Raw genomic sequence first — 22,214 nt, forward strand, 5'->3', positions numbered from 1 at the left:
AGATGATTAAACGAGAAACACAACTGAATAATTGCAATAATACGCACATCGAAAACAGATACGCAAGCGCGTATCAGGGTTAAACGCAAGAGAAAGGAAAAGAAAATGTTTAAAGATTGGAAAGAACATACCGCATTGGTTAAAAAATCGTTCGGCGAGCTGGGTAAGGCGCATCCTAAAATGCTGCAGGCCTACGGCGCATTGGAACAGGCCGCCGCCGCCGAAGCACTTGATGCCAAAACGCGCGAACTGATTGCCATCGCCGTTGCCATTACCACTCGTTGCGAGAGCTGCATCAGCGTTCACGCCGCCGCTGCCGCCAAAGCCGGTGCGACCGACAGCGAAATCGCAGGCGCATTGGCAACCGCCATCGCCCTGAATGCCGGTGCCGCTTACACTTACGCCCTGCGTGCATTGGAAGCGGTTGAAACGCAAAAATAATCCGTTTCGGATAAGAAATGCCGTCTGAAAATATTTCAGACGGCATTTTGTCTGTTATGCTTCCCAATACTGTAAACAATATATTAAGCCGCTTATTTCAGACGGCATTTGAGAAACAAGGGGTAAGCGTGAAATATAGTGGATTAAATTTAAATCAGGACAAGGCGACGAAGCCGCAGACAGTACAAATAGTACGGCAAGGCGAGGCAACGCTGTACTGGTTTAAATTTAATCCACTATATTATCGCTGGGTATGGTTTGCCGCCATAAGCTGTCTGCTGTTGTCCGCCGTTTTTATTGCACCTTACCTGACGGCATTTCACGAACAAGAAAAAACATTCGAATATGCGGAATTGACCGTTACCGCCCCCAACCGCAGCGGACGGGCAATCAAACTGGATGCAGACGGGCAGCATTACCGGCTTTCCTGCTATGGGTTCGACAGTTTGTGCACAGGCGGCAATATCGGCAGAACCATCAGGGCGGAGCAGGTTAGAGCCGTTTTAAGCGAAACCGTCGGCAAAGGTTTTTTAAACGGCGTTCTGTTGGAATACCGCAACAGTGGCAGTGTCTATAAGCAATAAAGATTTTGCCCGCACGGAAGACCGCCTTGTCGAAGTGTTGGCACAACCTGCCGTTTTCTGCCTGAAACTGGGTATTTTGCTTTTATTGCCCGCCATTTTCCTGCGTTTGAAAAGAATGTGAAAACAGATTGGCGGGGCGGGGGAATGCCCATGCAGCAATTTTACGTTTTGGGTTATGAGGATAACCGTTATAATCACAACTTTACAGTCTGCACAGAGAAAACCGATGCCTTGGAATCTCCCTATCTTCCTCACATGGTTGAGGGTCTTGCTCATTCCTGTCATGACAGCCCTTTTTTACCTGCCTTTTCCGTGGTTCGCGGAGGAAACGATTAATCTCACCGCCGCCGTCATTTTTGCCGTTGCCGCCTTAACCGACTGGTTTGACGGATTTTTGGCAAGACTGTGGAAACAGACTTCCGATTTCGGCGCCTTCCTCGATCCCGTCGCCGACAAGCTGATGGTTGCCGTATCGCTACTTTTACTGGTCAAACTCGACCGGACCTATGTTTTGTTTGCCATGATCATTATCGGCAGGGAAATTACCATTTCCGCATTGCGCGAATGGATGGCGCAAATGGGCAAAAGGAACAGCGTTGCCGTCGCCACCGTCGGTAAGTTCAAAACCGCCGCGCAAATGCTGGCAATTTTCCTGCTGCTGCTGAATATTCCCGATTTTTACGGATTTAATCTTGTTGTTATCGGCAATGTATTGATGTTTATCGCATCTTTGCTGACAGTCTGGTCGATGCTGTATTATCTGAAAATGGCGTGGAAAGAAATCGCCTGAAAAAAACATAAAAATAGCTTGACGGCAAAAACAGAATCCATAATAATTGCGTCTCTTCGATGTTGGAGAATGAAATCGGGCGGGAATAGCTCAGTTGGTAGAGCGCAACCTTGCCAAGGTTGAGGTCGCGAGTTCGAGACTCGTTTCCCGCTCCAAAAATTTCATTTTCCCACAATCATTGCGGGAATAGCTCAGTTGGTAGAGCGCAACCTTGCCAAGGTTGAGGTCGCGAGTTCGAGACTCGTTTCCCGCTCCAAGTTTTATTTCAAACATATCAACGCGGGAATAGCTCAGTTGGTAGAGCGCAACCTTGCCAAGGTTGAGGTCGCGAGTTCGAGACTCGTTTTCCGCTCCAAAAACCGATATGTTTGAACGCGCGGGAATAGCTCAGTTGGTAGAGCGCAACCTTGCCAAGGTTGAGGTCGCGAGTTCGAGACTCGTTTCCCGCTCCAAGTTTTTTAGATAAGCCAGTTTTAGGGCGAGATAGCAAAGTGGTTATGCAGCGGATTGCAAATCCGTCTACGCCGGTTCGATTCCGACTCTCGCCTCCATTATCGTACTACGGCGGGGTGGCAGAGTGTTTATGCTATGAGGAGTGCAATCTTCATATAGGCCGGTTAAAATCCGCGCCCCCGCCTCCACCTTTCACAAATGCCCGGGTGGTGAAATAGGTAGACACAACGGACTTAAAATCCGTCGGGACTAAACATCCCGTGCCGGTTCGATTCCGGCTCCGGGCACCAAGCTGAAAATGACAATGCCGCTCCAAGCGGTTATTTTTTTATCTGTCGGACGGTGATGGACAATATTGACATGTTCATGCCTGAACAAGAGGAAATCCAATCAATGTGGAAAGAAATTTTACTGAATTACGGTATTTTCCTGCTCGAACTGCTTACCGTGTTCGGCGCAATTGCGCTGATTGTGTTGGCTATCGTACAGAGTAAGAAACAGTCGGAAAGCGGCAGTGTCGTACTGACGGATTTTTCGGAAAATTATAAAAAACAGCGGCAATCGTTTGAAGCATTCTTTTTAAGCGGGGAAGAGGCAAAACATCAGGAAAAAGAGGAAAAGAAAAAGGAAAAGGCGGAAGCCAAAGCAGAGAAAAAGCGTTTGAAGGAGGGTGGGGAGAAATCTTCCGAAACGCAAAAATCCCGCCTTTTTGTGTTGGATTTTGACGGCGATTTGTATGCACACGCCGTAGAATCCTTGCGTCATGAGATTACGGCGGTGCTTTTGATTGCCAAGCCTGAAGATGAGGTTCTGCTTAGATTGGAAAGTCCGGGCGGCGTGGTTCACGGTTACGGTTTGGCGGCTTCGCAGCTTAGGCGTTTGCGCGAACGCAATATTCCGCTGACCGTCGCCGTCGATAAGGTGGCGGCGAGCGGTGGTTATATGATGGCGTGTGTGGCGGATAAAATTGTTTCCGCTCCGTTTGCGATTGTCGGTTCGGTGGGTGTTGTAGCGGAAGTACCGAATATCCACCGCCTGTTGAAAAAAACATGATATTGATGTGGATGTGATGACGGCGGGCGAATTTAAGCGCACGGTTACTTTTATGGGTGAAAATACGGAAAAGGGCAAACAGAAATTCCGACAGGAACTGGAGGAAACGCATCAGTTGTTCAAGCAGTTTGTCAGCGAGAACCGCCCTCAATTGGATATTGAGGAAGTGGCAACGGGCGAGCATTGGTTCGGTCGGCAGGCGTTGGCGTTGAACTTGATTGACGAGATTTCGACCAGTGATGATTTGTTGTTGAAAGCGTTTGAAAACAAACAGGTTATCGAAGTGAAATATCAGGAGAAGCAAAGCCTGATCCAGCGCATTGGTTTGCAGGCGGAAGCTTCTGTTGAAAAGTTGTTTGCCAAACTTGTCAACCGGCGGGCGGATGTGATGTAGTTTGCCGAACGGATGGAAATGCCGTCTGAAGCGTGTTCAGACGGCATTTTTCAAGTTCCGGCTTTGATGTTCCGTTTCGACCACTCTATCCGTTGTCCGATGTCTTTCAAATTGGAATATTGTTCGACCAATCGCGGCACGTCGTCCAAACTCATGGCAAACATCCACAGATAAGTGCCGACCGAATAGACATGCCCCGCGCTGCTGTAGCCTTTGAGCGTCATCATCACAAAAGCAAAGCCGAACAAAATACCCATCGCCGTGCCGACGCAGAGATAGCCGAAGGCTTCGCGGTTGGAAATCAGCACACGCAGGCGCGCAAGCAGTCCGTAATGGCGGTCCAGCTGCCGCTCGTCGCCTTTTCGGATAAAGTGGTTGTCGCGTTCCAAGCTGTTCTTCAGGCGGAAATACAGGTTTTCGCTGATGGCGGCAAAACGTGGCAAAAGCCATAAAAACAACGCAAGTATGCCCACCGCCGACACGCCGACCCAAAATTCCAGCACCAGCAGCATGATGCACGCGCCGAATATGGATACGACGGATGTCGCGGCAATCGGCAGGTGTTCTTCAAAAAAGCTGACAAACTCACGCGACAGGGCAACCCGCGCAGTTACCGCCGAATGCGGGACTTGCCGCTGCCGCTGTTCCAACACAACCGGCACGGCGATTTCGGTATAAATCCGCGTAAACGTGCGCGTATCGGCAATCCGCCGCGCCGCACCGACCAGCCACATCAAAAGCACAACCAAAGCGTACAGCAACGCCTGCCACGCCTGCCCCGCAATCACGGCATTAATCGCCCAGCCGCCAAACACCGGATACACCAGCATCAAAAGGTTTTCCAGTCCGACCAGAAAAAATGTGCCAATCAATCGCTTGCGGTGGTTTTGGCTATGTGTTTCAACATTTTCCACATATTTGCCCCCCTATTTTTTATTTTCCGAGATTGTTTTTTCCATCACTTCAGCCAGTGCATCCAAATCGGCAAACAGCCGGGTTGTGCGCTTGTCGCCGAATGTGGCAAATACTTTGTGAGACCTTTGCAAAATTCCTTTCCCTCCCGACAGCTGACACCCAAACACAGGTTTTCGGCTGTTTTCGTTTCAAATATCCACTAATTTTACCCCAATACCCCCCTAATCCTCCTCGGATACCCGATAATCAGGCATCCGGGCTGCCTTTTAGGCGGCAGCGGGCGCACTTAGCCTGTTGGCGGCTTTCAACAGGTTCAAACACATCGCCTTCAGATGGCTTTGCGCACTCACTTTAATCAGTCCGAAATAGGCTGCCCGCGCATAGCGGAATTTACGGTGCAGCGTACCGAAGCTTTGTTCAACCACATAACGGGTCTTCGACAAATACCGGTTGCGTTTGGTTTGCGCCTCCGACAGCGGACGGTTGCGGCAGGTTTTGCGCATAATGCCGTCCAACAACTGACGCTCTTCCAGATGTTGCCGGTTTTCCGCACTGTCGTAGCCTTTGTCGGCATAGACGGTCGTACCTTCGGGTAACCCTTCCAACAACGGCGACAGGTGTTTGCACTCATGGGCATTGGCGGGAGTAATGTGCAGTTTCTCGATATAGCCTTCTGCATCGGTACGGGTATGTTGTTTGTAACCGAGTTTGTAGAGGCCGTTTTTCTTGATCCAACGGGCATCGCTGTCCTTACTCGGTGTGGTTTGGCCGCTGACTTGTCCTTCTTCATCGACTTCTATGGTCTGACGCTGTTTGCTGCCGGCGGTCTGAATAATGGTGGCGTCAACGACAGCGGCGGATGCTTTCTCTATTTTTAGGCCTTTTTCGGTCAGTTGGCGGTTAATCAGTTCCAGCAATTCGGACAGGGTGTCGTCTTGCGCCAGCCAGTTGCGGTAACGGCATAAGGTGCTGTAATCGGGGATGCTTAGTTCGTCAAAACGGCAAAACAGGTTGAAATCGATGCGGGTAATGAGGCTGTGTTCGAGTTCGGGATCGGAGAGGCTGTGCCATTGTCCGGGCAGGATGGCTTTGAACATGGACAGCAGGGGATAGGCAGGACGGCCGCGGTGGTCTCGAAGGTAACGGGTTTTTTGACGATTCAGGTATTGTTCGATCGGCTGCCAATCAATCACTTGATCCAACTTCAATAGAGGGAAACGGTCGATGTGTTTAGCAATCATGGCTTGCGCGGTTTGTTGAAAGAAGGTGCTCATGGAAAATCTCCTAAATGTCTTGGTGGGAATTTAGGGGATTTTGGGGAATTTTGCAAAGGTCTCTTTGTCGCTGAATTCCTGCGCGCTTTCTGTTAAAGGTGCGGCATGGGCTTTGCCTTTTTCGGTCAGCGACAGCAACCGTTCGCGCCGGTCCTGTTCGCTTTCCTGCCATTCAATCAACCCTTGTCCGGCAAGGGTTTTGCATACGCCTGAAACGGTCTGTTTGGGCAGGCTCCACTTTTCGCCGATATGCTTTTGCGTGCGGCTGCCTTCGGTTGCCAGGGTATAAAGTACGGCAAAGAGGTTGTAATTCAGATCCTGCTGCCCGATCCATTTGTCGAAGACATTGCAAATCAGGTTGATACGGGTGCCAAGTTGGTCGAGTTGGTTCATAATTGGTCTTGATATTGACTAAATTTGTGCGGATTATAGTGGATTAACAAAAACCAGTACGGCGTTGCCTCGCCTTAGCTCAAAGAGAACGATTCTCTAAGGTGCTGAAGCACCAAGTGAATCGGTTCCGTACTATTTGTACTGTCTGCGGCTTCGTCGCCTTGTCCTGATTTTTGTTAATCCACTATATAGTCATAATCGGGACTGATTTTAAGCGTGGGGTGATAAAAATGCCGTCTGAAATATGTTCAGACGGCATTGTGTTTGGAAAAGGCAATCAGTGTTCTGCCAATTTCAGGTAAACGCCGGAAACGTCCTGTTCGCCGTAGCCGGCTTCGACTGCTTTGCGGTAGCTGGCAGCAACGGTTTCGACGGCGGGCAGGGTGTTGCCTGCCTGTTCAAGCTCTTTGACGGCGAGGTTGAGGTCTTTGGAGGCGTGTTTGAGGGCGAAGGCGGGTGGGAATTCGCGGTTTGCCCACAGGGATTTTTTGGTTTGGAACATGGGCGAGTCCATTGCCGAGCCGCCGATGGCTTCGACGATGGTGTCGGTATCGATGCCGAACTGCCGCGCCATCAGCATCGCTTCGCTGTACGCTTCGCCGAAAATGCCCAAGAGCGAGTTCAAGACGAGTTTCGCGCCCGAACCTTTGCCGACATCGCCGAAATGGAAGGTTTTTTTGCCGACGAGGGAAAATATTTTTTGCAGCGGGTTTAAAACGGCTTCGCTGCCGCCGAACAGAATCAGCAGCGTGCCGTTGGTGGCGGGCCCGACCGATCCGGAAACGGGTGCTTCGGCAAACTGTCCGCCTGCGGCTTCGACAAGTGCTTTGACGGCGAGGTTTTCGGTCGGGGAGATGGTGCTCATGTTGACGATGATTTTGCCGGCCAATCCGTCGCGGACTCCGTTCAGGATGTCGCACACGGCGGCATAGTCGGAAACCATCAGGAAAATGACGGGATAGTCGCGGACGAGTTCGGCGGTGTTGCCGTAAACTTTTGCGCCTTTGGCGGAGATGGGGGCAGTTTTGTCGGGCGAGCGGTTGTATACGCCGACTTCGATGCCGCCGTCCAAGAGCCGCGTTACCATAGGCAGACCCATTTGCCCTAAGCCTATCCAGCCGATTTGTGTGTATTCGTTTGCGGACATGATGTTTACTCCTTTTCTGTTTGTAGTGTAGTGTAATCTTATCTGTTCCGATACCGTCTGAAAAGCCTGCGGGTGTTTCAGACGGTATGGTTTTTTATGCGGTCAGCGTGCCTTTGGTCGAGGGGGTCTGTCCTGCCATGCGCGGGTCGTGTTCGACTGCCATACGCAGGGCGCGCCCGAAGGCTTTGAATACGGTTTCCGCCTGATGGTGGGCGTTTTTGCCGCTGAGGTTGTCGATGTGCAGGGTCATCATACTGTGGTTGACGATGCCGTGGAAAAATTCTTCAAACAAATCGACATCGAAACGTCCGATTAGTGCGCGGGTAAATTCGATGTTGTACACGAGTCCGGGGCGGCCGGAAAGGTCGATGACGACGCGGCTGAGGGCTTCGTCGAGCGGGACGTAGGAATGTCCGTAACGGCGGATGCCTTTTTTGTCGCCGAGTGCCTGCCGGATTGCTTGTCCGAGTGTGATGCCGATGTCTTCGGCGGTGTGGTGGTCGTCGATGTGCAGGTCGCCTTTGCAGCTGATGTCGATGTCAATCATGCCGTGGCGGGCGATTTGATCGATCATGTGTTCGAGGAAGGGTACGCCGGTATCCAGCCTGCTTTTGCCGCTGCCGTCGAGGTTGATGGAGACGGTGATTTGGGTTTCGCAGGTATTGCGGTTGACGGTAACGCTGCGGCAGCCGGCAGCAGATGCGGTTTCGGCAATTTGGGTTTCGGCAGTTCCGGTGCTTTCTGCGGCGGTTTCGGGGACAGTGCGTTCGCGGTGTTTTCTGTCGAGCCAGCCTTTGGGTTTGCCGGTGTGTTTTTCGAGTTTTGCCATCAGGCTGGGACGGATGCCGCGTGCATCTGGGTCTTCTGCCTGCTTTTCAAGGCGTTGTTTGAGTTTGTAGAGTGCGACGGGGGTACGGTAGCTGCAGAGTTTGGCGAGCTTGGACAGCGAACCTGCTTCTTGGGCGAGGGTCAGAAAGTTGTGCAGTTGGCGTTGTGTTTTAGTCAAATTCATAGGAAATCCGTTGGTTGGCAGTAAAGTTGGCGAATGATGTTGAGAACGGCATCGTTTTGTGCGGGGCTGCCTACGGTAATGCGCAGGCAGTGTTCCAAAAGCGGGTGCGCGCCATGCAGTTTTTTAACCAAGATGCGGTTTTGTTTGAGCGTGTCAAACAACAAATCGGCATCGGGTACGCGTATGGTAATGAAGTTTGCCTGACTTGGAAAGGTGTTCAGACGGCATATTTTGCCCAATTCGGCGAACATCCGTTCGCGTTCGTTTTTCAGGCTGTCGATGTTGGCAGAGATGATGCCGTAGTGTTGCAGGGCGAGTTTGGCGGTGGTCAGGCTCAGTTGGTTCATATTGTAGGGCGGCAGGATTTTTTGCAGTTCGCCGATGACTTCGGGACAGCCTGCCGCATAGCCGATACGCAGTCCGGCAAAACCGATTTTGCTGACGGTACGCATGACGATGAGGTTGGGAATGCTGCCCGCCTGCGGCAGGAAGCTGTCGCCGTTGAATGCGCCGTAGGCTTCGTCGACGACGACGATGCCGTCTGAAGCTTCGATGACGGCTTCGATTTCGGCACGCGTGAAACATACGCCGGTGGGGTTGTTGGGGTAGGCGATAAAGGTCAGGGCAGGGCGGTGCTTCCTGACGGCTTCGAGGACGGCGGGCAGGTTGAGGGTGAAATCTCCGTTCAGTGGAACGCCGACATAATCCATGCCGTACAGCGCGGCGTTGTGGCGGTACATGACGAAACTGGGTTCGGCTGCCAACATTGCCGCGCCCGGTTTGGCGGTCAGCATCGTGATGAACTGTATCAGCTCGTCCGAGCCGTTGCCCAGCGCGATGTCGGCGCAGTCGGGAATGTCGAACGCCGAACGTAATGCTTCCTGTAAACCGCTGCCGGAGGGATTGGGGTAAAGATGGATGGGCGCGGCGGCAAGCCGTGCCTGCCATTCCTGCAACAGCGTTTCATGTCCGGCAAAAGGGTGGACGGGACTTTCCATCGAATCGAGTTTGGCAAAGCCGGGCGGAACGTCGGCAATCTGATATGCCGACATAGCTTGTATGTCGTCGCGGATGAAGGAGCGGACGGATTTCATCGTGTTTCCTTAATGGTTGGAATATGCCTGTACGCCGTTTCGGCATTATTTCATACGGAACTCTGCCGCGCGGGCGTGGGCGGTCAGGCTTTCGCCGTGTGCCAGCACGCTGGCGGTTTCGCCTAATTTTTGCGCGCCCTGTTCCGAAACCTGAATCAGGCTGGAGCGTTTTTGGAAATCATATGTCCCCAAAGGCGAGGAAAAGCGGGCGGTTCGGCTGGTGGGCAATACATGGTTTGGACCGGCGCAGTAGTCGCCGAGGCTTTCGCCGGTGTAGCGTCCCATGAAAATCGCACCGGCGTGGCGGATTTTTTTCGCCCATTCCTGCGGATTTTCGACTGACAGTTCCAAGTGTTCGGGGGAAATGTAGTTGGCGATTTCGCAGGCTTCGTCCAAGTCTTTGGCGAGTATCATCGCGCCCCTGTTGCCGAGCGAGGCTTCGATGATGTCGCGGCGCGGCATAGTTTCGATCAGGCGGTCCATAGCGGCTTCTACTTCGTCGAGATACGCTTGCGACGTGCCGATGAGGATGGCTTGGGCAATTTCGTCGTGTTCGGCCTGGCTGAACAAATCCATCGCCACCCAATCGGCAGGTGTCGTGCCGTCGGCGATGACCAGGATTTCAGACGGCCCCGCCACCATGTCGATGCCGACCACGCCGAACACGCGGCGTTTGGCGGCGGCGACGAAGGCGTTGCCTGGACCGGTGATTTTATCGACTTGGGGGATGGTTTCCGTGCCGTAGGCGAGGGCGGCAACCGCCTGCGCGCCGCCGACGGTGAAGACTTTGGTTACGCTGGCGACGTATGCGGCGGCAAGTACGATGTCGTTGCGTTCGCCTTTTGGTGTCGGCACGACCATGATGATTTCTTTCACACCTGCGACGTGGGCGGGCATGGCGTTCATGATGACGGAACTCGGATACGCCGCCTTGCCGCCGGGGACGTAAATGCCGACGCGGTCAAGCGGTGTGATTTGTTGTCCCAACAGCGTGCCGTCTTCATCGGTGTAGCTCCACGATTCCATTTTTTGGCGTTGGTGGTAGCTTTCGACACGGCGGGCGGCGGTCTGCAATGCCGTCTGAACGTCGTTCGGAATGCGCTCGAACGCCGCTTTCAAATCGGCTTGCGTGAGTATTAAATCATCGATGCTTTTAGCGTTTGTCTGATCGAATTTGTTGGTGTATTCAATCAAAGCCGCATCGCCGCGCTTTTGCACGTCGGCGCAAATGTCGGCGACGATGCGTTCGGTTTCGGGGTTTTGCGCGGTTTCAAAAGCCAGCAGGGCTTTGAGTCCGGCTTGGAAATCGGGCGATTGGGTGTTGAGTTTTTTCATGATTTGGTTTTTTCCTTTTTTATTTTTGGATTGGGGGTCGTCTGAATATTCTCTTGTTCAGTTTCTGTCTCTGTTTTGGGTCTGATATACGCTTTTTCTCCCCCGCTACCAAACTTCAATTCGGGCAGGCATTTTTGTTGCAGACCGAGTTTGGCTAATACCTCTTCGCTACGAGAGGTAGTGCGGAAACGGTAACGGGATTGTTTTCTACCGTTTTTGGTTTCCTCAACCATTGTTTCAAAACCGTCCACTTCGTATGCACTGACAACAGCGTTTTGCAGACCGGTGTGAACGCCGATAACGTATTTCACTTTTGAAGCAACATCTTTACCGATAACCCAGTTGCCCAACGTACGCGATTTGAGGTTGGCATCGTCTTGGTTGTCGAAAAGGTAGTCTAATTCTTCGTCAGTATCTAAATCGAAAGCATTGTGGATTTTGATGGCGAGAATCAGCCCGTCGGGGTTAATCTCGTTAAGTGGGAGAGAAGAGAATCCAAAGCGGCGATCTAGTTCTTCTACGCTAATACCACCCGGACCATGCCCGGCAATTTTATTTTTGAGTTTTTTACCCAAGACAGATTTAACAAAATGAATTAAGGCAGATTCGGCGGCGAGTGCTTCGACTTCAGTCAGATGATAGCTGATGATATAGCGACCGAGTTTCTTGCATTTGGAGATGGCTTTGAGTTTCCGATCGATAATCTCGCCGGAGACTGGATCTTGTGAACGACTAGCAACCCATTCATGCTCGAAGATACGATTACCGCAGCCTTTGCCGATGTAGAGGATTTTGTCTTTTTTCAGGTCGGTCAGACAATAGACATAAAACCGACGCTCGCCGTTATTCAAAACGGAAAGGGTTGAATCTGAGAATTTTTTTATTTTTGCAACCATTTTAACTTCTCCTATACAGTTTACTGCCGGTGATATTTTCAGACGACCTGTCGGCGGGAACGGATAGGGTCGTCTGAAAACGCATCTTTATTCAAATGAATGCTTACTTCGCCTTCACTGCGCCGCCGAACGCCTGAATAATCGGCTCCAGCAGCGCGTATTTCGTTTTCAAAGCAGCCTTGTTGACCACCAGGCGGCTGGAAATGTCGACGATGTGTTCGACTGCTTCCAAGCCGTTTGCCTTCAAGGTGTTGCCCGTCGAAACCAAGTCCACAATCGCATCGCTCAAGCCGACCAGCGGCGCAAGTTCCATCGAGCCGTACAGTTTGATAATGTCCACATGGACACCCTTGCCGGCAAAATGAGATGCCGCGATTTCAGGATACTTTGTGGCAATCTTCAGACGGCATCCGGGTTGCGAAGCTGCTTCGTAATCAAACCCTTTACGCACAGCAACCATCATGCGGCACTTGGCAATCTCCAAATCCAAAGGCCGGTAAAGCCCCGTGCCGCCGTGTTCGATCAGCACGTCTTTGCCCGCAATGCCGAAGTCCGCCGCGCCGTAGCGGACATAAGTCGGCACATCGGTTGCGCGGACAATGACAAGGCGGATGTTTTCATGGTTCGTCCCGATAATCAGCTTGCGCGATTTTTCAGGCTCTTCAGTCGGAACAATGCCGGCAGCGGCAAGCAGCGGCAGCGTCTCCTCAAAAATGCGCCCCTTGGATAAGGCGATGGTCAAAGCATTATCCTGCATGGTGTGGATGTCCTTTGTCGGTTGAAACAATAATGCCGTCTGAACAGGCGCCGACGGTGCAGATGGCATACGGTTTTATCAGAGCAGGGTCCTTACATCGGCAGCAATCGTTTCCGGCTCGCTTCCGTAAGGCGAGAAAATGGCAACCTCACCGTTTTTGTCGATGAGATACGCACCGGAAGAGTGGTCGACCAAATAGTTTTCGCTGTCGTCTTTTTGATTGACTTTGGCAGAAACCACGCGGTATTGCTGCTTGATGACCGGCAGGTTTTGGTCGCCCGTTGCCGTCAGACCGATAAAGTCCGGATTGAACTGTTTGGCATACTTGCCGATGATTTCAGGCGTGTCGCGTTCCGGATCGATGCTGACGAACACCACTTTCACGTCCTTAGCCTGCCCGCCCAACTGCTTCAACGTGTCGCTGTACGTCAAAAGCTCTGTCGGGCAGACATCGGGACAGTGCGTAAAGCCGAAAGACAGAATCACGACCTTGCCTTTCAAATCGCTCAGGTTGAAAGGCTTGCCTTCGCCGTCGGTCAGCGTGAAATCGCCGCCGATGTCTTCCTTACGCATATCCGTACCGCGCGTTTGCGGCTTTGCCGCATTTTCCGCAGCCGACGCGGATGCACTTGAAGAAGCGACTTGCGCCGCACTGTTGTCTTGAGGTTTGCAGGCGGCAAGCGCGGCAAGTACGAAAACGCCCGGCAAAAAGGAACGCGGTACGGAAAACATGACAATCTCCCAAGAATAAATAGCAAAACCTGATTCGTACGGAATTTGAATATTTCCATCTTAACGCGTTTGGCAGATTTAATGTAGTATTTTTTTACGTTGTCTGCACGGCAGGAATTGCCGAATCATACAGAATCTTTGGAGCGGAAAGAACAGTAAGATTAAAATAATAAAAATTCTATTTAAAATCAAAAATAAAATAAAAACAGATAAAATAATTTCAAAAAAAAGGTTTACAGAATTTCAAAAGCCATTATAATGACGACTTCTTCACCAGCCCAGGTGGCGAAATTGGTAGACGCAGGGGACTCAAAATCCCCCGCCGCAAGGTGTGTCGGTTCGAGTCCGACCCTGGGCACCACAACCGCTTTTAGAGCGGTTATTTTTTTGTCTATTGCTGTTTAATGAAATAGATAAGACTAAATATAGTGGATTAAATTTAAACCAGTACGGCGTTGCCTCGCCTTAGCTCAAAGAGAACGATTCTCTAAGGTGCTGAAGCACCAAGTGAATCGGTTCCGTACTATTTGTACTGTCTGCGGCTTCGTCGCCTTGTCCTGATTTTTGTTAATCCACTATACAATCAATATATTAAGTCGTTGTTAGCCCTCTTGGTTCTGTTAATGCCGTCCAATACAGTCCGGTGCAATGAGCCATTTTCAGGAAGTATGGTTGGGAATATTTTTGATATATCAAAAATAAAATCAAGTTCAATCAATATCCCGAGTCTTTATTGGGATGAAACCCTGTAAATTTTACAATTCTTGATATCGAAGAAGGGTTTTTCACATCTGCCCCTCCTACACAAACTGTCAACAATTTCCATCTTTCAAAAAAGGTACTCCTGATTTTATTCTTTTAAAATCAATCAATAATTTCTCTGCTTTCAAAAAATAATTAAAAGATGAAAGATTTTTCTTGATTGAACTGTCGGTTTGCGTTATCGTTTCTACTCTTTTTCACAAACTCTGTGTTCCTTTCCAATTGATTGGATAATCCGTCTGTTGCCGTGTTCCCCCAATGCGCGTACCCTAAATCGCTGCTTGGTGGAATTGCATTACAGGTGCTGTGGCAAAGCGGTTTGTCCCTATTGGTTTGAAACCGTATAAAAGAGGTCGTTATGCAGCTATCAGGCGCGCAAATCATAGTGCAGAGTCTCAAAGCTGAAGGTGTCGAGTACGTTTTCGGTTATCCCGGCGGTGCGGTTATCGAAATCTACGATGCCCTTTTCCAACTCAATAAATTCAAGCACATTCTGACCCGTCACGAGCAGGCGGCAGTACACGCGGCAGATGCGTATGCGCGCGTCAGCGGTAAGGTGGGCGTGGCATTGGTTACATCCGGCCCGGGCGTTACCAATGCACTGACCGGTATTGCTACTGCCTATACGGATTCGATTCCGATGGTGGTCATCAGCGGGCAGGTAGGCAATTCCCTGATTGGTACGGATGCGTTCCAAGAAGTTGATACGGTGGGTATTACCCGTCCGTGCGTCAAACACAATTTCCTGGTTACGGACATCAATGAGTTGGCGGAAACCATTAAAAAGGCGTTCCAAATTGCCGCAAGCGGCCGACCGGGGCCCGTGGTGGTTGATGTCCCGAAAGATGTTACGCAGGCGATGGCGAAATTCAGCTATCCTCAGGAAGACATTTTTATCCGTTCGTATCAACCGGTTGTTCAAGGGCATATCGGTCAGATTAAAAAGGCCGTGCAGATGTTGGCATCTGCCAAACGTCCGGTCGTCTATTTTGGCGGCGGCGTGGTGTTGGGTAATGCTTCTGAAGAGCTGACCCGATTTGTCCGAATGACGGGTGCTCCGTGCACGGGTACGCTGATGGGCTTGGGCGCTTATCCTTCCGGCGACCGCCAATTCCTCGGTATGCTCGGTATGCACGGTACTTACGAGGCAAACCTTGCCATGCAGAATGCGGATGTCGTTCTTGCCGTAGGTGCGCGTTTTGACGACCGTGTGGTTTCCGTACCGTCCAAATTTTTCGAGAAGGCGAAGAAGGTTATCCATATCGATGTCGATCCTTCCAGCATCGCCAAACGCGTGAAGGCGGACATTCCGATTGTCGGCGACGTGAAAAACGTTTTGTCCGAGATGGTTGCGCTGTGGCAAAAACAAGAGTCCGTGCCGTCTGAAGATGCTTTGGGCAAATGGTGGAAAACCATAGAGGAATGGCGTTCCCGCGATTGCTTGTGGTTTGACAACGGCAGCGAAATTATCAAGCCACAATATGTGATTCAGAAGCTTGCCGAGATTACCGGCAATTCGGCAATCATCACATCGGATGTAGGGCAGCATCAAATGTTTGCGGCTCAATATTATCCCTTCGAACGTCCGCGCCAATGGCTCAACTCCGGCGGTTTGGGTACGATGGGCGTTGGTCTGCCTTATGCGATTGGTGCAAAACTTGCCGCCCCGGATCAAGACGTATTCTGTATTACCGGCGACGGCTCGATCCAGATGAACATCCAAGAGCTGTCCACCTGTTTCCAATATCGGATTCCGGTTAACGTCATTACGCTGAACAACGGTTATCTCGGTATGGTACGCCAGTGGCAGGAAATATATTACGGCGGACGAGAGTCGGAAACCTATTTCGATTCTTTGCCCGATTTCGTCAAACTTGCCGAGGCATACGGCCATATCGGTATCCGCGTGGACAAGAAGTCTGATGTGGAAGGTGCGTTGTTGGAAGCATTGAACCAAAAAGACAGGCTGGTGTTTATCGACTTCCTGACCGACCAGAAACAGAATGTGATGCCCATGGTCGGCAACGGCAAAGGTTTGGACGAAATGGTACTTCCGCCGCATATGCGTGCGGACGGAAAGGCGTAAGGAGAGGCAAATGCGACATATCTTATCTGTTCTGATCGAAAACGAATCAGGTGCGATGAGCCGCGTGGTCGGTTTGTTCTCTGCACGCGATTACAATATCGATTCTTTGGCGGTTGCGCCGACCGAAGACAAAACCCTGTCCCGTATGACCATCGTTACACACGGCGACGAGCAGGTTATCGAACAAATCACCAAGCAACTCAATAAATTGATTGAAGTGATTAAAGTGGTCGATTTGAACGAAAGCCGTTTTGTCGAACGCGAACTGATGTTGGTAAAAGTCCGTGCCGCCGGCAAAGACCGCGACGAATTTTTACGCTTGACCGAAATCTACCGGGGCAGCATCATCGACGTAACCGACCGCAGCTATACGATTGAAATTACCGGCTCGACAGACAAGCTGGATTCCTTTTTGGAAACGGTCGGACGCGCCCAAATTTTGGAAACCGTACGTACAGGCGCGGCCGGCATCGGTCGCGGTGAGCGTATTTTGAAAATTTAACGCCGTAACCTTTCAGACGGCACGGTATTTGAATGCCGTCTGAAAAACGAACGGCAGGAGAGATTTATGTCGAACATTAAAATTGTCGCACTGGTTACCGTTAAACCGGAATACACAGAAACACTGGCAGCACAGTTTAAAGAACTGGTCAAAGCCAGCCGTGCGGAAGAGGGCAACATCAGCTATGATCTCCATCAGGAAATCGGCAAACCGAACCGTTTTGTTTTCGTGGAAAATTGGAAATCCCAAGCAGCTATTGACGAACACAATGCCAGCGCGCATTTCCAAGCCTTCGTCCAGTCCGTCGACGGCAAAACCGAAGCGTTGGAAATCGTATTGATGAATGAAGTTGCCGCTTAAGCGGCACACTCTGTTTAACCCGTCCGAAGCCGCTCAACATTTTAAGGCTTCGACAACCATTTACCTTAAAGGAAATCAAATGCAAGTCTATTACGATAAAGATGCCGATCTGTCCCTGATCAAAGGCAAAACCGTTGCCATCATCGGTTACGGTTCGCAAGGCCATGCCCATGCTGCCAACCTGAAAGATTCGGGTGTAAACGTGGTGATTGGTCTGCGCCAAGGTTCTTCTTGGAAAAAAGCCGAAGCAGCCGGCCATGTCGTCAAAACTGTTGCTGAAGCGACCAAAGAAGCCGATGTCGTTATGCTGCTGCTGCCTGACGAAACCATGCCTGCCGTCTATCACGCCGAAGTTGCAGCCAATCTGAAAGAAGGCGCAACGCTGGCATTTGCACACGGCTTCAACGTTCACTACAACCAAATCGTTCCGCGTGCCGACTTGGACGTGATTATGGTTGCCCCCAAAGGCCCGGGTCATACCGTACGCAGTGAATACAAACGCGGCGGCGGCGTGCCTTCTCTGATTGCCGTTTACCAAGACAATTCCGGCAAGGCCAAAGACATCGCCCTGTCTTATGCGGCTGCCAACGGCGGCACCAAAGGCGGTGTGATTGAAACCACTTTCCGCGAAGAAACCGAAACCGATCTGTTCGGCGAACAAGCTGTATTGTGCGGTGGCGTGGTCGAGTTGATCAAAGCAGGTTTTGAAACCCTGACCGAAGCCGGTTACGCGCCTGAAATGGCTTACTTCGAATGTCTGCACGAAATGAAACTGATTGTTGACCTGATTTTCGAAGGCGGTATTGCCAATATGAACTACTCCATTTCCAACAATGCGGAGTACGGCGAATACGTTACCGGCCCTGAAGTGGTCAATGCTTCCAGCAAAGAAGCCATGCGCAATGCTCTGAAACGCATCCAAACCGGCGAATACGCAAAAATGTTTATCCAAGAGGGTAACGTCAACTACGCGTCTATGACTGCCCGCCGCCGTTTGAATGCCGACCACCAAGTTGAAAAAGTCGGCGCACAACTGCGTGCCATGATGCCTTGGATTACTGCCAACAAATTGGTTGACCAAGACAAAAACTGATTGTTTTCAAACGGGACTGCCTACACATCGTGTAGGCAGTTTTTTTATAGTGGATTAACAAAAATCAGGACAAGGCGACGAAGCTGCAGACAGTACAAATAGTACGGCAAGGCGAGGCAACGCCGTACTGGTTTAAATTTAATCCACTATATATGGATACCGTCTGAACATCGTGTTCAGACGGTATCTGTGTTGCGGATGAATTTAAACAGGCACAGTTCTGTCAGTCGCCCAGAGCCGCGACCATTACCGCTTTAATCGTGTGCATACGGTTTTCCGCCTGATCGAACACGATGCTGGCGGGGCTTTCGAATACTTCTTCTGTAACTTCCACACCGTTCAGCCCGAAGGTTTCGTAAATCCATTCGCCGACTTTGGTTTCGCGGTTGTGGAAGGCGGGCAGGCAGTGCATGAATTTGACTTGCGGATTGCCCGATGCCGCCATCAGTTCGGGCGTAACGCGGTAATCTTTCAGCAAATCGATGCGTTCCTGCCAGACTTCTTTCGGCTCGCCCATGCTGACCCACACATCGGTATGAATAAAATCAACATTCTTCACGGCTTCATGCGCGTTTTCGGTCAGGGTAATTTTTGCGCCGGTTTCTTTGGCGGCGGCGTGTGCGGCGGCAATAATGCCTTCAGACGGCCACAGGCTTTGCGGTGCGCCGATACGCACGTCCATCCCCAATTTTGCCCCTAAAATCAGCAGGGAATTGCCCATGTTGTAACGCGCGTCGCCGACGTAGGCAAACGCGGTTTGGTTCAAAGGTTTGCCGCTGTGTTCGCGCATAGTCAGTGCGTCGGCAAGCATTTGTGTGGGATGGAACTCGTTGGTCAGCCCGTTGAACACGGGTACGCCCGCGTATTTCGCCAATTCTTCGACAGTTTCCTGACCGAAACCGCGATATTCGATGGCATCGTACATCCTGCCCAACACGCGGGCGGTGTCTTTGATGCTTTCCTTATGCCCGATTTGGCTGGCGGACGGCTCTAAATAAGTCACTCCCGCGCCTTGATCGCGCGCGGCGACTTCAAACGCGCAGCGCGTCCGAGTAGAGGTTTTTTCAAAAATCAGGGCGATGTTTTTCCCTTTCATCCGCTGAATCTCGCGCCCTGCTTTTTTGGCGGCTTTCAATTCGGCGGCAAGGTCGAGGTAGGCGGTGATTTCTTCCGGCGTGAAGTCTAAAAGTTTCAGAAAATGGCGGTTTTTCAGGTTCACTGTCGTTTCCTTTATGTGGGGGCGTGAACGCCGTATTTGCAGCGTTTGCGGAAAGAAGGGTTAGCGGAATGTTGCAATGCCGTCTGAAGGTTGTTCAGACGGCATTGCGGTCAATCCCTTACTTCATACGGATGACGGGGATTAAACGTTCACGGTCTCGGCTACTTCGTTGTAGCTGTCGATTTCGTTGAAGTTCATATAGCGGTAGATTTTATCGCCCTGTTCGTTGATGATGCCGATATTGGCTTGATATTCTTCAACGGTCGGGATTTTACCCAGTTTGGAGCAAATCGCTGCCAATTCCGCCGAACCGAGGTAAACAAAGGTGTTTTTACCCAAACGGTTCGGGAAGTTGCGGGTGGAGGTGGACATAACGGTCGCACCTTCGCGTACTTGCGCCTGATTACCCATACATAAGGAGCAACCCGGCATTTCCATACGCGCGCCGGCACGTCCGAGTACGCCGTAGTGTCCTTCGTCGGACAATTGTTTCGCGTCCATTTTGGTCGGCGGCGCAATCCACAGGCGGACGGGGGTGTCTGCCTTGCCTTCCAAAAGTTTGGAGGCGGCGCGGAAGTGGCCGATGTTGGTCATACACGAACCGATGAATACTTCGTCGATTTTGGTGCCGGAGCGTTCGGACATGAAGCACACGTCGTCCGGGTCGTTCGGGCAGGCGATAATCGGCTCTTTGATGTCGTCCATGTTGATTTCAATCACGGCGGCGTATTCGGCATCTTTATCCGCTTCGAGCAACTCGGGATTTGCCAGCCATTTTTCCATAGCTTTGATGCGGCGTTCCAAAGTGCGCGGGTCTTGATAGCCGTTGGCAATCATGTTTTTCATCAACACGACGTTGGATTTCATGTACTCGATAATCGGCTCTTTGTTGAGCTTCACGGTACAGCCGGCGGCGGAGCGTTCGGCGGATGCGTCGGTCAATTCAAAGGCTTGTTCCACTTTCAAATCAGGCAGGCCTTCGATTTCGAGGATGCGGCCGGAGAAGATGTTTTTCTTACCGGCTTTGGCAACGGTCAGCAAACCTTGTTTGATTGCGTACAGCGGGATGGCGTTCACCAAATCGCGCAGGGTTACGCCCGGTTGCAGCTTGCCGCTGAAGCGTACCAATACAGACTCGGGCATATCGAGCGGCATTACGCCCGTTGCGGCGGCAAAGGCAACCAAGCCGGAGCCGGCGGGGAAGGAAATACCGATGGGGAAACGGGTATGGCTGTCGCCGCCGGTGCCGACGGTATCGGGCAGCAGCAGGCGGTTGAGCCACGAGTGGATGACGCCGTCGCCCGGACGCAGTGACACGCCGCCACGGGTGGAAATAAAGGCGGGCAGTTCTTTATGGGTTTTTACATCGACAGGTTTCGGATAGGCGGCGGTGTGGCAGAAAGACTGCATCACCATATCGGCGGAGAAGCCCAAACAAGCCAAGTCTTTCAACTCGTCGCGGGTCATCGGGCCGGTCGTGTCTTGCGAGCCGACCGTCGTCATACGCGGTTCGCAGTAAGTACCCGGGCGCACGCCTTGTCCTTCGGGCAGACCGCAGGCGCGGCCGACCATTTTTTGCGCCAAGGTGAAACCGGCTTTGCTTTCGGCAGGCGCTTGCGGCAGGCGGAATGCAGTAGAGGCAGGCAGTTTCAGGGCTTCGCGCGCTTTGGCGGTCAGACCTCGGCCGATAATCAGGTTGATACGGCCGCCGGCTTGCACTTCGTCCAGCAATACTTGTGATTTCAATTCAAACTCGGCAACAGTCTCGCCGTTTTTCACGATTTTGCCTTCATAAGGCAGGATATCGACGACATCGCCCATTTTTAGAGCAGATACATCGACTTCAATCGGCAGCGCGCCGGAATCTTCTTGGGTATTGAAGAAAATCGGCGCGATTTTGCCGCCCAAACATACGCCGCCGAAGCGTTTGTTCGGCACGAACGGAATGTCTTCGCCGGTATGCCAAATGACGGAGTTGGTCGCGGATTTGCGTGAAGAACCAGTACCGACCACGTCGCCGACGTAAGCAACCGGATGGCCTTTGGCTTTGAGTTCTTCCAACAATTTAATCGGACCGACTTCGCCCGGTTTGTCGGGCGTGATGCCGTCGCGCGGGTTTTTCAGCATGGCCAGCGCGTGCAGCGGAATATCGGGACGACTCCACGCGTCGGGCGCGGGGGAGAGGTCGTCTGTATTGGTTTCGCCGTCAACTTTGAAAACGGTAACGGTGATTTTTTCGGGAACTTTGGCGCGTGAGGCGAACCATTCGGCATCTGCCCAAGATTGCAAAACTTCTTGCGCGTATTTGTTGCCTTTTTCGGCTTTTTCCTGAACGTCGTGGAAGGAATCGAACATCAGAAGCGTATGTTTCAAGCCTTTGGCGGCAATGGGCGCGAGTTTGTCGTCGTCCAAGAGTTCGATTAAGGCGTGGATATTGTAACCGCCGAGCATCGTACCTAAGAGTTCGGTCGCATATTCGGGGGAGATCAGCGGGCTGGACGCGCTGCCTTCGGCAACGGCAGCCAGGAATGAGGCTTTGACTTTGGCGGCATCGTCCACACCGGGCGGAACACGGTGGGCAAGCAGTTCGACCAAGAACTCGCCTTCGCCTGCGGGCGGGCTTTTCAGCAGCTCAACCAAATCGGCGGTTTGCTGCGCGTTCAAAGGGAGGGCGGGAATGCCGAGGGCGGCGCGCTCGGCGGCGGCTTTACGATAGGCTTCTAACATCTCTTTGTTCCTTTTTCTGTTTTTCTTTTGTCGGGTTGCAAATGATTTGCGTTAAATATTGTAAACAATATTTGTACCGCTATCATAGACTAGTTTTAACAAAAATGGAACTGTTATGACAGGTAATGTATAGTGGATTAACAAAAATCAGGACAAGGCGACGAAGCCGCAGACAGTACAATAGTACGGCAAGGC

The 22,214-nt window shown here is 51.6% G+C and carries 16 protein-coding genes, 7 tRNA genes and 6 pseudogenes; 16 read left to right on the forward strand and 13 right to left on the reverse strand.

Features of this window, described 5'->3' with window-relative positions; all coding sequences use genetic code 11:
• Positions 1–105 precede the first annotated feature (105 nt).
• From IUJ45_RS09810 to sohB, 11 genes and pseudogenes are all read left to right on the forward strand, one after another.
• Positions 106–441, forward strand: a complete 336-nt coding sequence (locus tag IUJ45_RS09810; RefSeq protein WP_002212800.1) for a carboxymuconolactone decarboxylase family protein — start codon at positions 106–108, stop codon at positions 439–441.
• A 131-nt stretch (positions 442–572) separates the two neighbouring features.
• Positions 573–683: pseudogene (locus IUJ45_RS09815) on the forward strand (IS5/IS1182 family transposase); the annotation flags it as partial.
• 39 nt (positions 684–722) lie between these two features.
• Positions 723–1,146: pseudogene (locus tag IUJ45_RS11080) on the forward strand (hypothetical protein).
• Between the two features lie 105 nt (positions 1,147–1,251).
• Complete coding sequence (pgsA, locus tag IUJ45_RS09825; protein ID WP_002218982.1) at positions 1,252–1,815, forward strand: CDP-diacylglycerol--glycerol-3-phosphate 3-phosphatidyltransferase; 564 nt, start codon at positions 1,252–1,254, stop codon at positions 1,813–1,815.
• 79 nt (positions 1,816–1,894) lie between these two features.
• Positions 1,895–1,970: transfer RNA gene (locus tag IUJ45_RS09830), tRNA-Gly, on the forward strand.
• 25 nt (positions 1,971–1,995) lie between these two features.
• Positions 1,996–2,071: transfer RNA gene (locus IUJ45_RS09835), tRNA-Gly, on the forward strand.
• A 23-nt stretch (positions 2,072–2,094) separates the two neighbouring features.
• A tRNA-Gly gene (locus IUJ45_RS09840) sits at positions 2,095–2,170 on the forward strand.
• Between the two features lie 21 nt (positions 2,171–2,191).
• Positions 2,192–2,267: transfer RNA gene (locus IUJ45_RS09845), tRNA-Gly, on the forward strand.
• 25 nt (positions 2,268–2,292) lie between these two features.
• A tRNA-Cys gene (locus IUJ45_RS09850) sits at positions 2,293–2,366 on the forward strand.
• A gap of 102 nt (positions 2,367–2,468) precedes the next feature.
• Positions 2,469–2,558, forward strand: a tRNA-Leu gene (locus IUJ45_RS09855).
• Between the two features lie 103 nt (positions 2,559–2,661).
• Positions 2,662–3,715 (forward strand): annotated as a pseudogene (gene sohB / locus IUJ45_RS09860) (protease SohB).
• A 50-nt stretch (positions 3,716–3,765) separates the two neighbouring features.
• Here the strand turns inward: sohB and IUJ45_RS09865 are convergent.
• The 11 genes and pseudogenes from IUJ45_RS09865 to IUJ45_RS09915 form a co-directional block, all read right to left on the reverse strand.
• Positions 3,766–4,631, reverse strand: a pseudogene (locus IUJ45_RS09865) (ABC transporter six-transmembrane domain-containing protein).
• 10 nt (positions 4,632–4,641) lie between these two features.
• Positions 4,642–4,752, reverse strand: a pseudogene (locus tag IUJ45_RS09870) (MarR family transcriptional regulator); the annotation flags it as partial.
• Between the two features lie 144 nt (positions 4,753–4,896).
• Positions 4,897–5,904, reverse strand: coding sequence for an IS5 family transposase (locus IUJ45_RS09875; RefSeq protein ID WP_082308695.1), 1,008 nt, complete (start codon positions 5,902–5,904; stop codon positions 4,897–4,899).
• 45 nt (positions 5,905–5,949) lie between these two features.
• A pseudogene (locus tag IUJ45_RS09880) lies at positions 5,950–6,297 on the reverse strand (MarR family transcriptional regulator); the annotation flags it as partial.
• A gap of 277 nt (positions 6,298–6,574) precedes the next feature.
• Positions 6,575–7,444: an NAD(P)-dependent oxidoreductase gene (locus IUJ45_RS09885; protein WP_002218986.1), complete on the reverse strand. Its 870-nt coding sequence runs from the start codon at positions 7,442–7,444 to the stop codon at positions 6,575–6,577.
• Between the two features lie 94 nt (positions 7,445–7,538).
• Complete coding sequence (gene hisB, locus IUJ45_RS09890) at positions 7,539–8,456, reverse strand: imidazoleglycerol-phosphate dehydratase HisB (protein ID WP_192941097.1); 918 nt, start codon at positions 8,454–8,456, stop codon at positions 7,539–7,541.
• Positions 8,453–9,550: a histidinol-phosphate transaminase gene (gene hisC / locus IUJ45_RS09895; protein WP_002212810.1), complete on the reverse strand. Its 1,098-nt coding sequence runs from the start codon at positions 9,548–9,550 to the stop codon at positions 8,453–8,455. Before hisC ends, hisB begins: the two co-directional genes overlap by 4 nt.
• 45 nt (positions 9,551–9,595) lie before the next feature.
• On the reverse strand, positions 9,596–10,885 hold the full coding sequence (gene hisD, locus IUJ45_RS09900) for a histidinol dehydrogenase (protein WP_082308696.1): 1,290 nt from the start codon (positions 10,883–10,885) through the stop codon (positions 9,596–9,598).
• Positions 10,882–11,781, reverse strand: a complete 900-nt coding sequence (locus IUJ45_RS09905; protein WP_002216786.1) for an LEM-3-like GIY-YIG domain-containing protein — start codon at positions 11,779–11,781, stop codon at positions 10,882–10,884. The genes hisD and IUJ45_RS09905 overlap by 4 nt, the downstream gene beginning before the upstream one ends.
• 103 nt (positions 11,782–11,884) lie before the next feature.
• Positions 11,885–12,538, reverse strand: coding sequence for an ATP phosphoribosyltransferase (gene hisG, locus IUJ45_RS09910; RefSeq protein WP_002261539.1), 654 nt, complete (start codon positions 12,536–12,538; stop codon positions 11,885–11,887).
• Positions 12,539–12,616: 78 nt separating this feature from the next.
• A complete protein-coding gene (locus IUJ45_RS09915) occupies positions 12,617–13,270 on the reverse strand; it encodes an SCO family protein (RefSeq protein WP_002237213.1) in 654 nt (217 codons plus the stop codon).
• Positions 13,271–13,546: 276 nt separating this feature from the next.
• Between IUJ45_RS09915 and IUJ45_RS09920 the strand changes: the two genes are divergently transcribed.
• From IUJ45_RS09920 to ilvC, 5 genes are all read left to right on the forward strand, one after another.
• Positions 13,547–13,631: transfer RNA gene (locus tag IUJ45_RS09920), tRNA-Leu, on the forward strand.
• A gap of 759 nt (positions 13,632–14,390) precedes the next feature.
• Positions 14,391–16,118, forward strand: a complete 1,728-nt coding sequence (gene ilvB, locus IUJ45_RS09925) for a biosynthetic-type acetolactate synthase large subunit (protein ID WP_002237212.1) — start codon at positions 14,391–14,393, stop codon at positions 16,116–16,118.
• Between the two features lie 10 nt (positions 16,119–16,128).
• Entirely contained in the window at positions 16,129–16,620 is a 492-nt protein-coding gene (gene ilvN / locus IUJ45_RS09930; protein WP_002212817.1) for an acetolactate synthase small subunit, read from the forward strand.
• 66 nt (positions 16,621–16,686) lie between these two features.
• Positions 16,687–16,980, forward strand: coding sequence for a putative quinol monooxygenase (locus tag IUJ45_RS09935; protein ID WP_002230746.1), 294 nt, complete (start codon positions 16,687–16,689; stop codon positions 16,978–16,980).
• A gap of 79 nt (positions 16,981–17,059) precedes the next feature.
• The gene (gene ilvC / locus IUJ45_RS09940; RefSeq protein ID WP_002226185.1) at positions 17,060–18,073 is read left to right on the forward strand and encodes a ketol-acid reductoisomerase; all 1,014 of its coding nucleotides are present in this window, start codon (positions 17,060–17,062) and stop codon (positions 18,071–18,073) included.
• 223 nt (positions 18,074–18,296) lie between these two features.
• On the opposite strand, the gene IUJ45_RS09945 is transcribed toward ilvC, so the two are convergent.
• Both IUJ45_RS09945 and acnB read right to left on the reverse strand, forming a co-directional pair.
• Entirely contained in the window at positions 18,297–19,292 is a 996-nt protein-coding gene (locus tag IUJ45_RS09945) for an ornithine carbamoyltransferase (RefSeq protein ID WP_002237211.1), read from the reverse strand.
• Positions 19,293–19,433: 141 nt separating this feature from the next.
• On the reverse strand, positions 19,434–22,019 hold the full coding sequence (gene acnB, locus IUJ45_RS09950) for a bifunctional aconitate hydratase 2/2-methylisocitrate dehydratase (RefSeq protein ID WP_002229716.1): 2,586 nt from the start codon (positions 22,017–22,019) through the stop codon (positions 19,434–19,436).
• Positions 22,020–22,214 lie beyond the last annotated feature (195 nt).

The sequence above is a fragment of the Neisseria meningitidis genome, assembly GCF_022869645.1.
Taxonomy (GTDB): Bacteria; Pseudomonadota; Gammaproteobacteria; order Burkholderiales; family Neisseriaceae; genus Neisseria; species Neisseria meningitidis.

Excerpts from the sequence above, each read along its gene's own strand:
- pgsA (WP_002218982.1), top strand. The coding sequence starts at position 1,252 with ATGCCTTGGAATCTCCCTATCTTCCTCACATGGTTGAGGGTCTTGCTC.
- IUJ45_RS09935 (WP_002230746.1), top strand. The coding sequence starts at position 16,687 with ATGTCGAACATTAAAATTGTCGCACTGGTTACCGTTAAACCGGAATAC.
- IUJ45_RS09885 (WP_002218986.1), bottom strand. The coding sequence starts at position 7,444 with ATGTCCGCAAACGAATACACACAAATCGGCTGGATAGGCTTAGGGCAA.
- ilvN (WP_002212817.1), top strand. The coding sequence starts at position 16,129 with ATGCGACATATCTTATCTGTTCTGATCGAAAACGAATCAGGTGCGATG.
- hisG (WP_002261539.1), bottom strand. The coding sequence starts at position 12,538 with ATGCAGGATAATGCTTTGACCATCGCCTTATCCAAGGGGCGCATTTTT.
- hisD (WP_082308696.1), bottom strand. The coding sequence starts at position 10,885 with ATGAAAAAACTCAACACCCAATCGCCCGATTTCCAAGCCGGACTCAAA.
- IUJ45_RS09905 (WP_002216786.1), bottom strand. The coding sequence starts at position 11,781 with ATGGTTGCAAAAATAAAAAAATTCTCAGATTCAACCCTTTCCGTTTTG.
- ilvC (WP_002226185.1), top strand. The coding sequence starts at position 17,060 with ATGCAAGTCTATTACGATAAAGATGCCGATCTGTCCCTGATCAAAGGC.
- hisB (WP_192941097.1), bottom strand. The coding sequence starts at position 8,456 with ATGAATTTGACTAAAACACAACGCCAACTGCACAACTTTCTGACCCTC.
- hisC (WP_002212810.1), bottom strand. The coding sequence starts at position 9,550 with ATGAAATCCGTCCGCTCCTTCATCCGCGACGACATACAAGCTATGTCG.
- IUJ45_RS09915 (WP_002237213.1), bottom strand. The coding sequence starts at position 13,270 with ATGTTTTCCGTACCGCGTTCCTTTTTGCCGGGCGTTTTCGTACTTGCC.
- IUJ45_RS09810 (WP_002212800.1), top strand. The coding sequence starts at position 106 with ATGTTTAAAGATTGGAAAGAACATACCGCATTGGTTAAAAAATCGTTC.
- ilvB (WP_002237212.1), top strand. The coding sequence starts at position 14,391 with ATGCAGCTATCAGGCGCGCAAATCATAGTGCAGAGTCTCAAAGCTGAA.
- IUJ45_RS09875 (WP_082308695.1), bottom strand. The coding sequence starts at position 5,904 with ATGAGCACCTTCTTTCAACAAACCGCGCAAGCCATGATTGCTAAACAC.
- acnB (WP_002229716.1), bottom strand. The coding sequence starts at position 22,019 with ATGTTAGAAGCCTATCGTAAAGCCGCCGCCGAGCGCGCCGCCCTCGGC.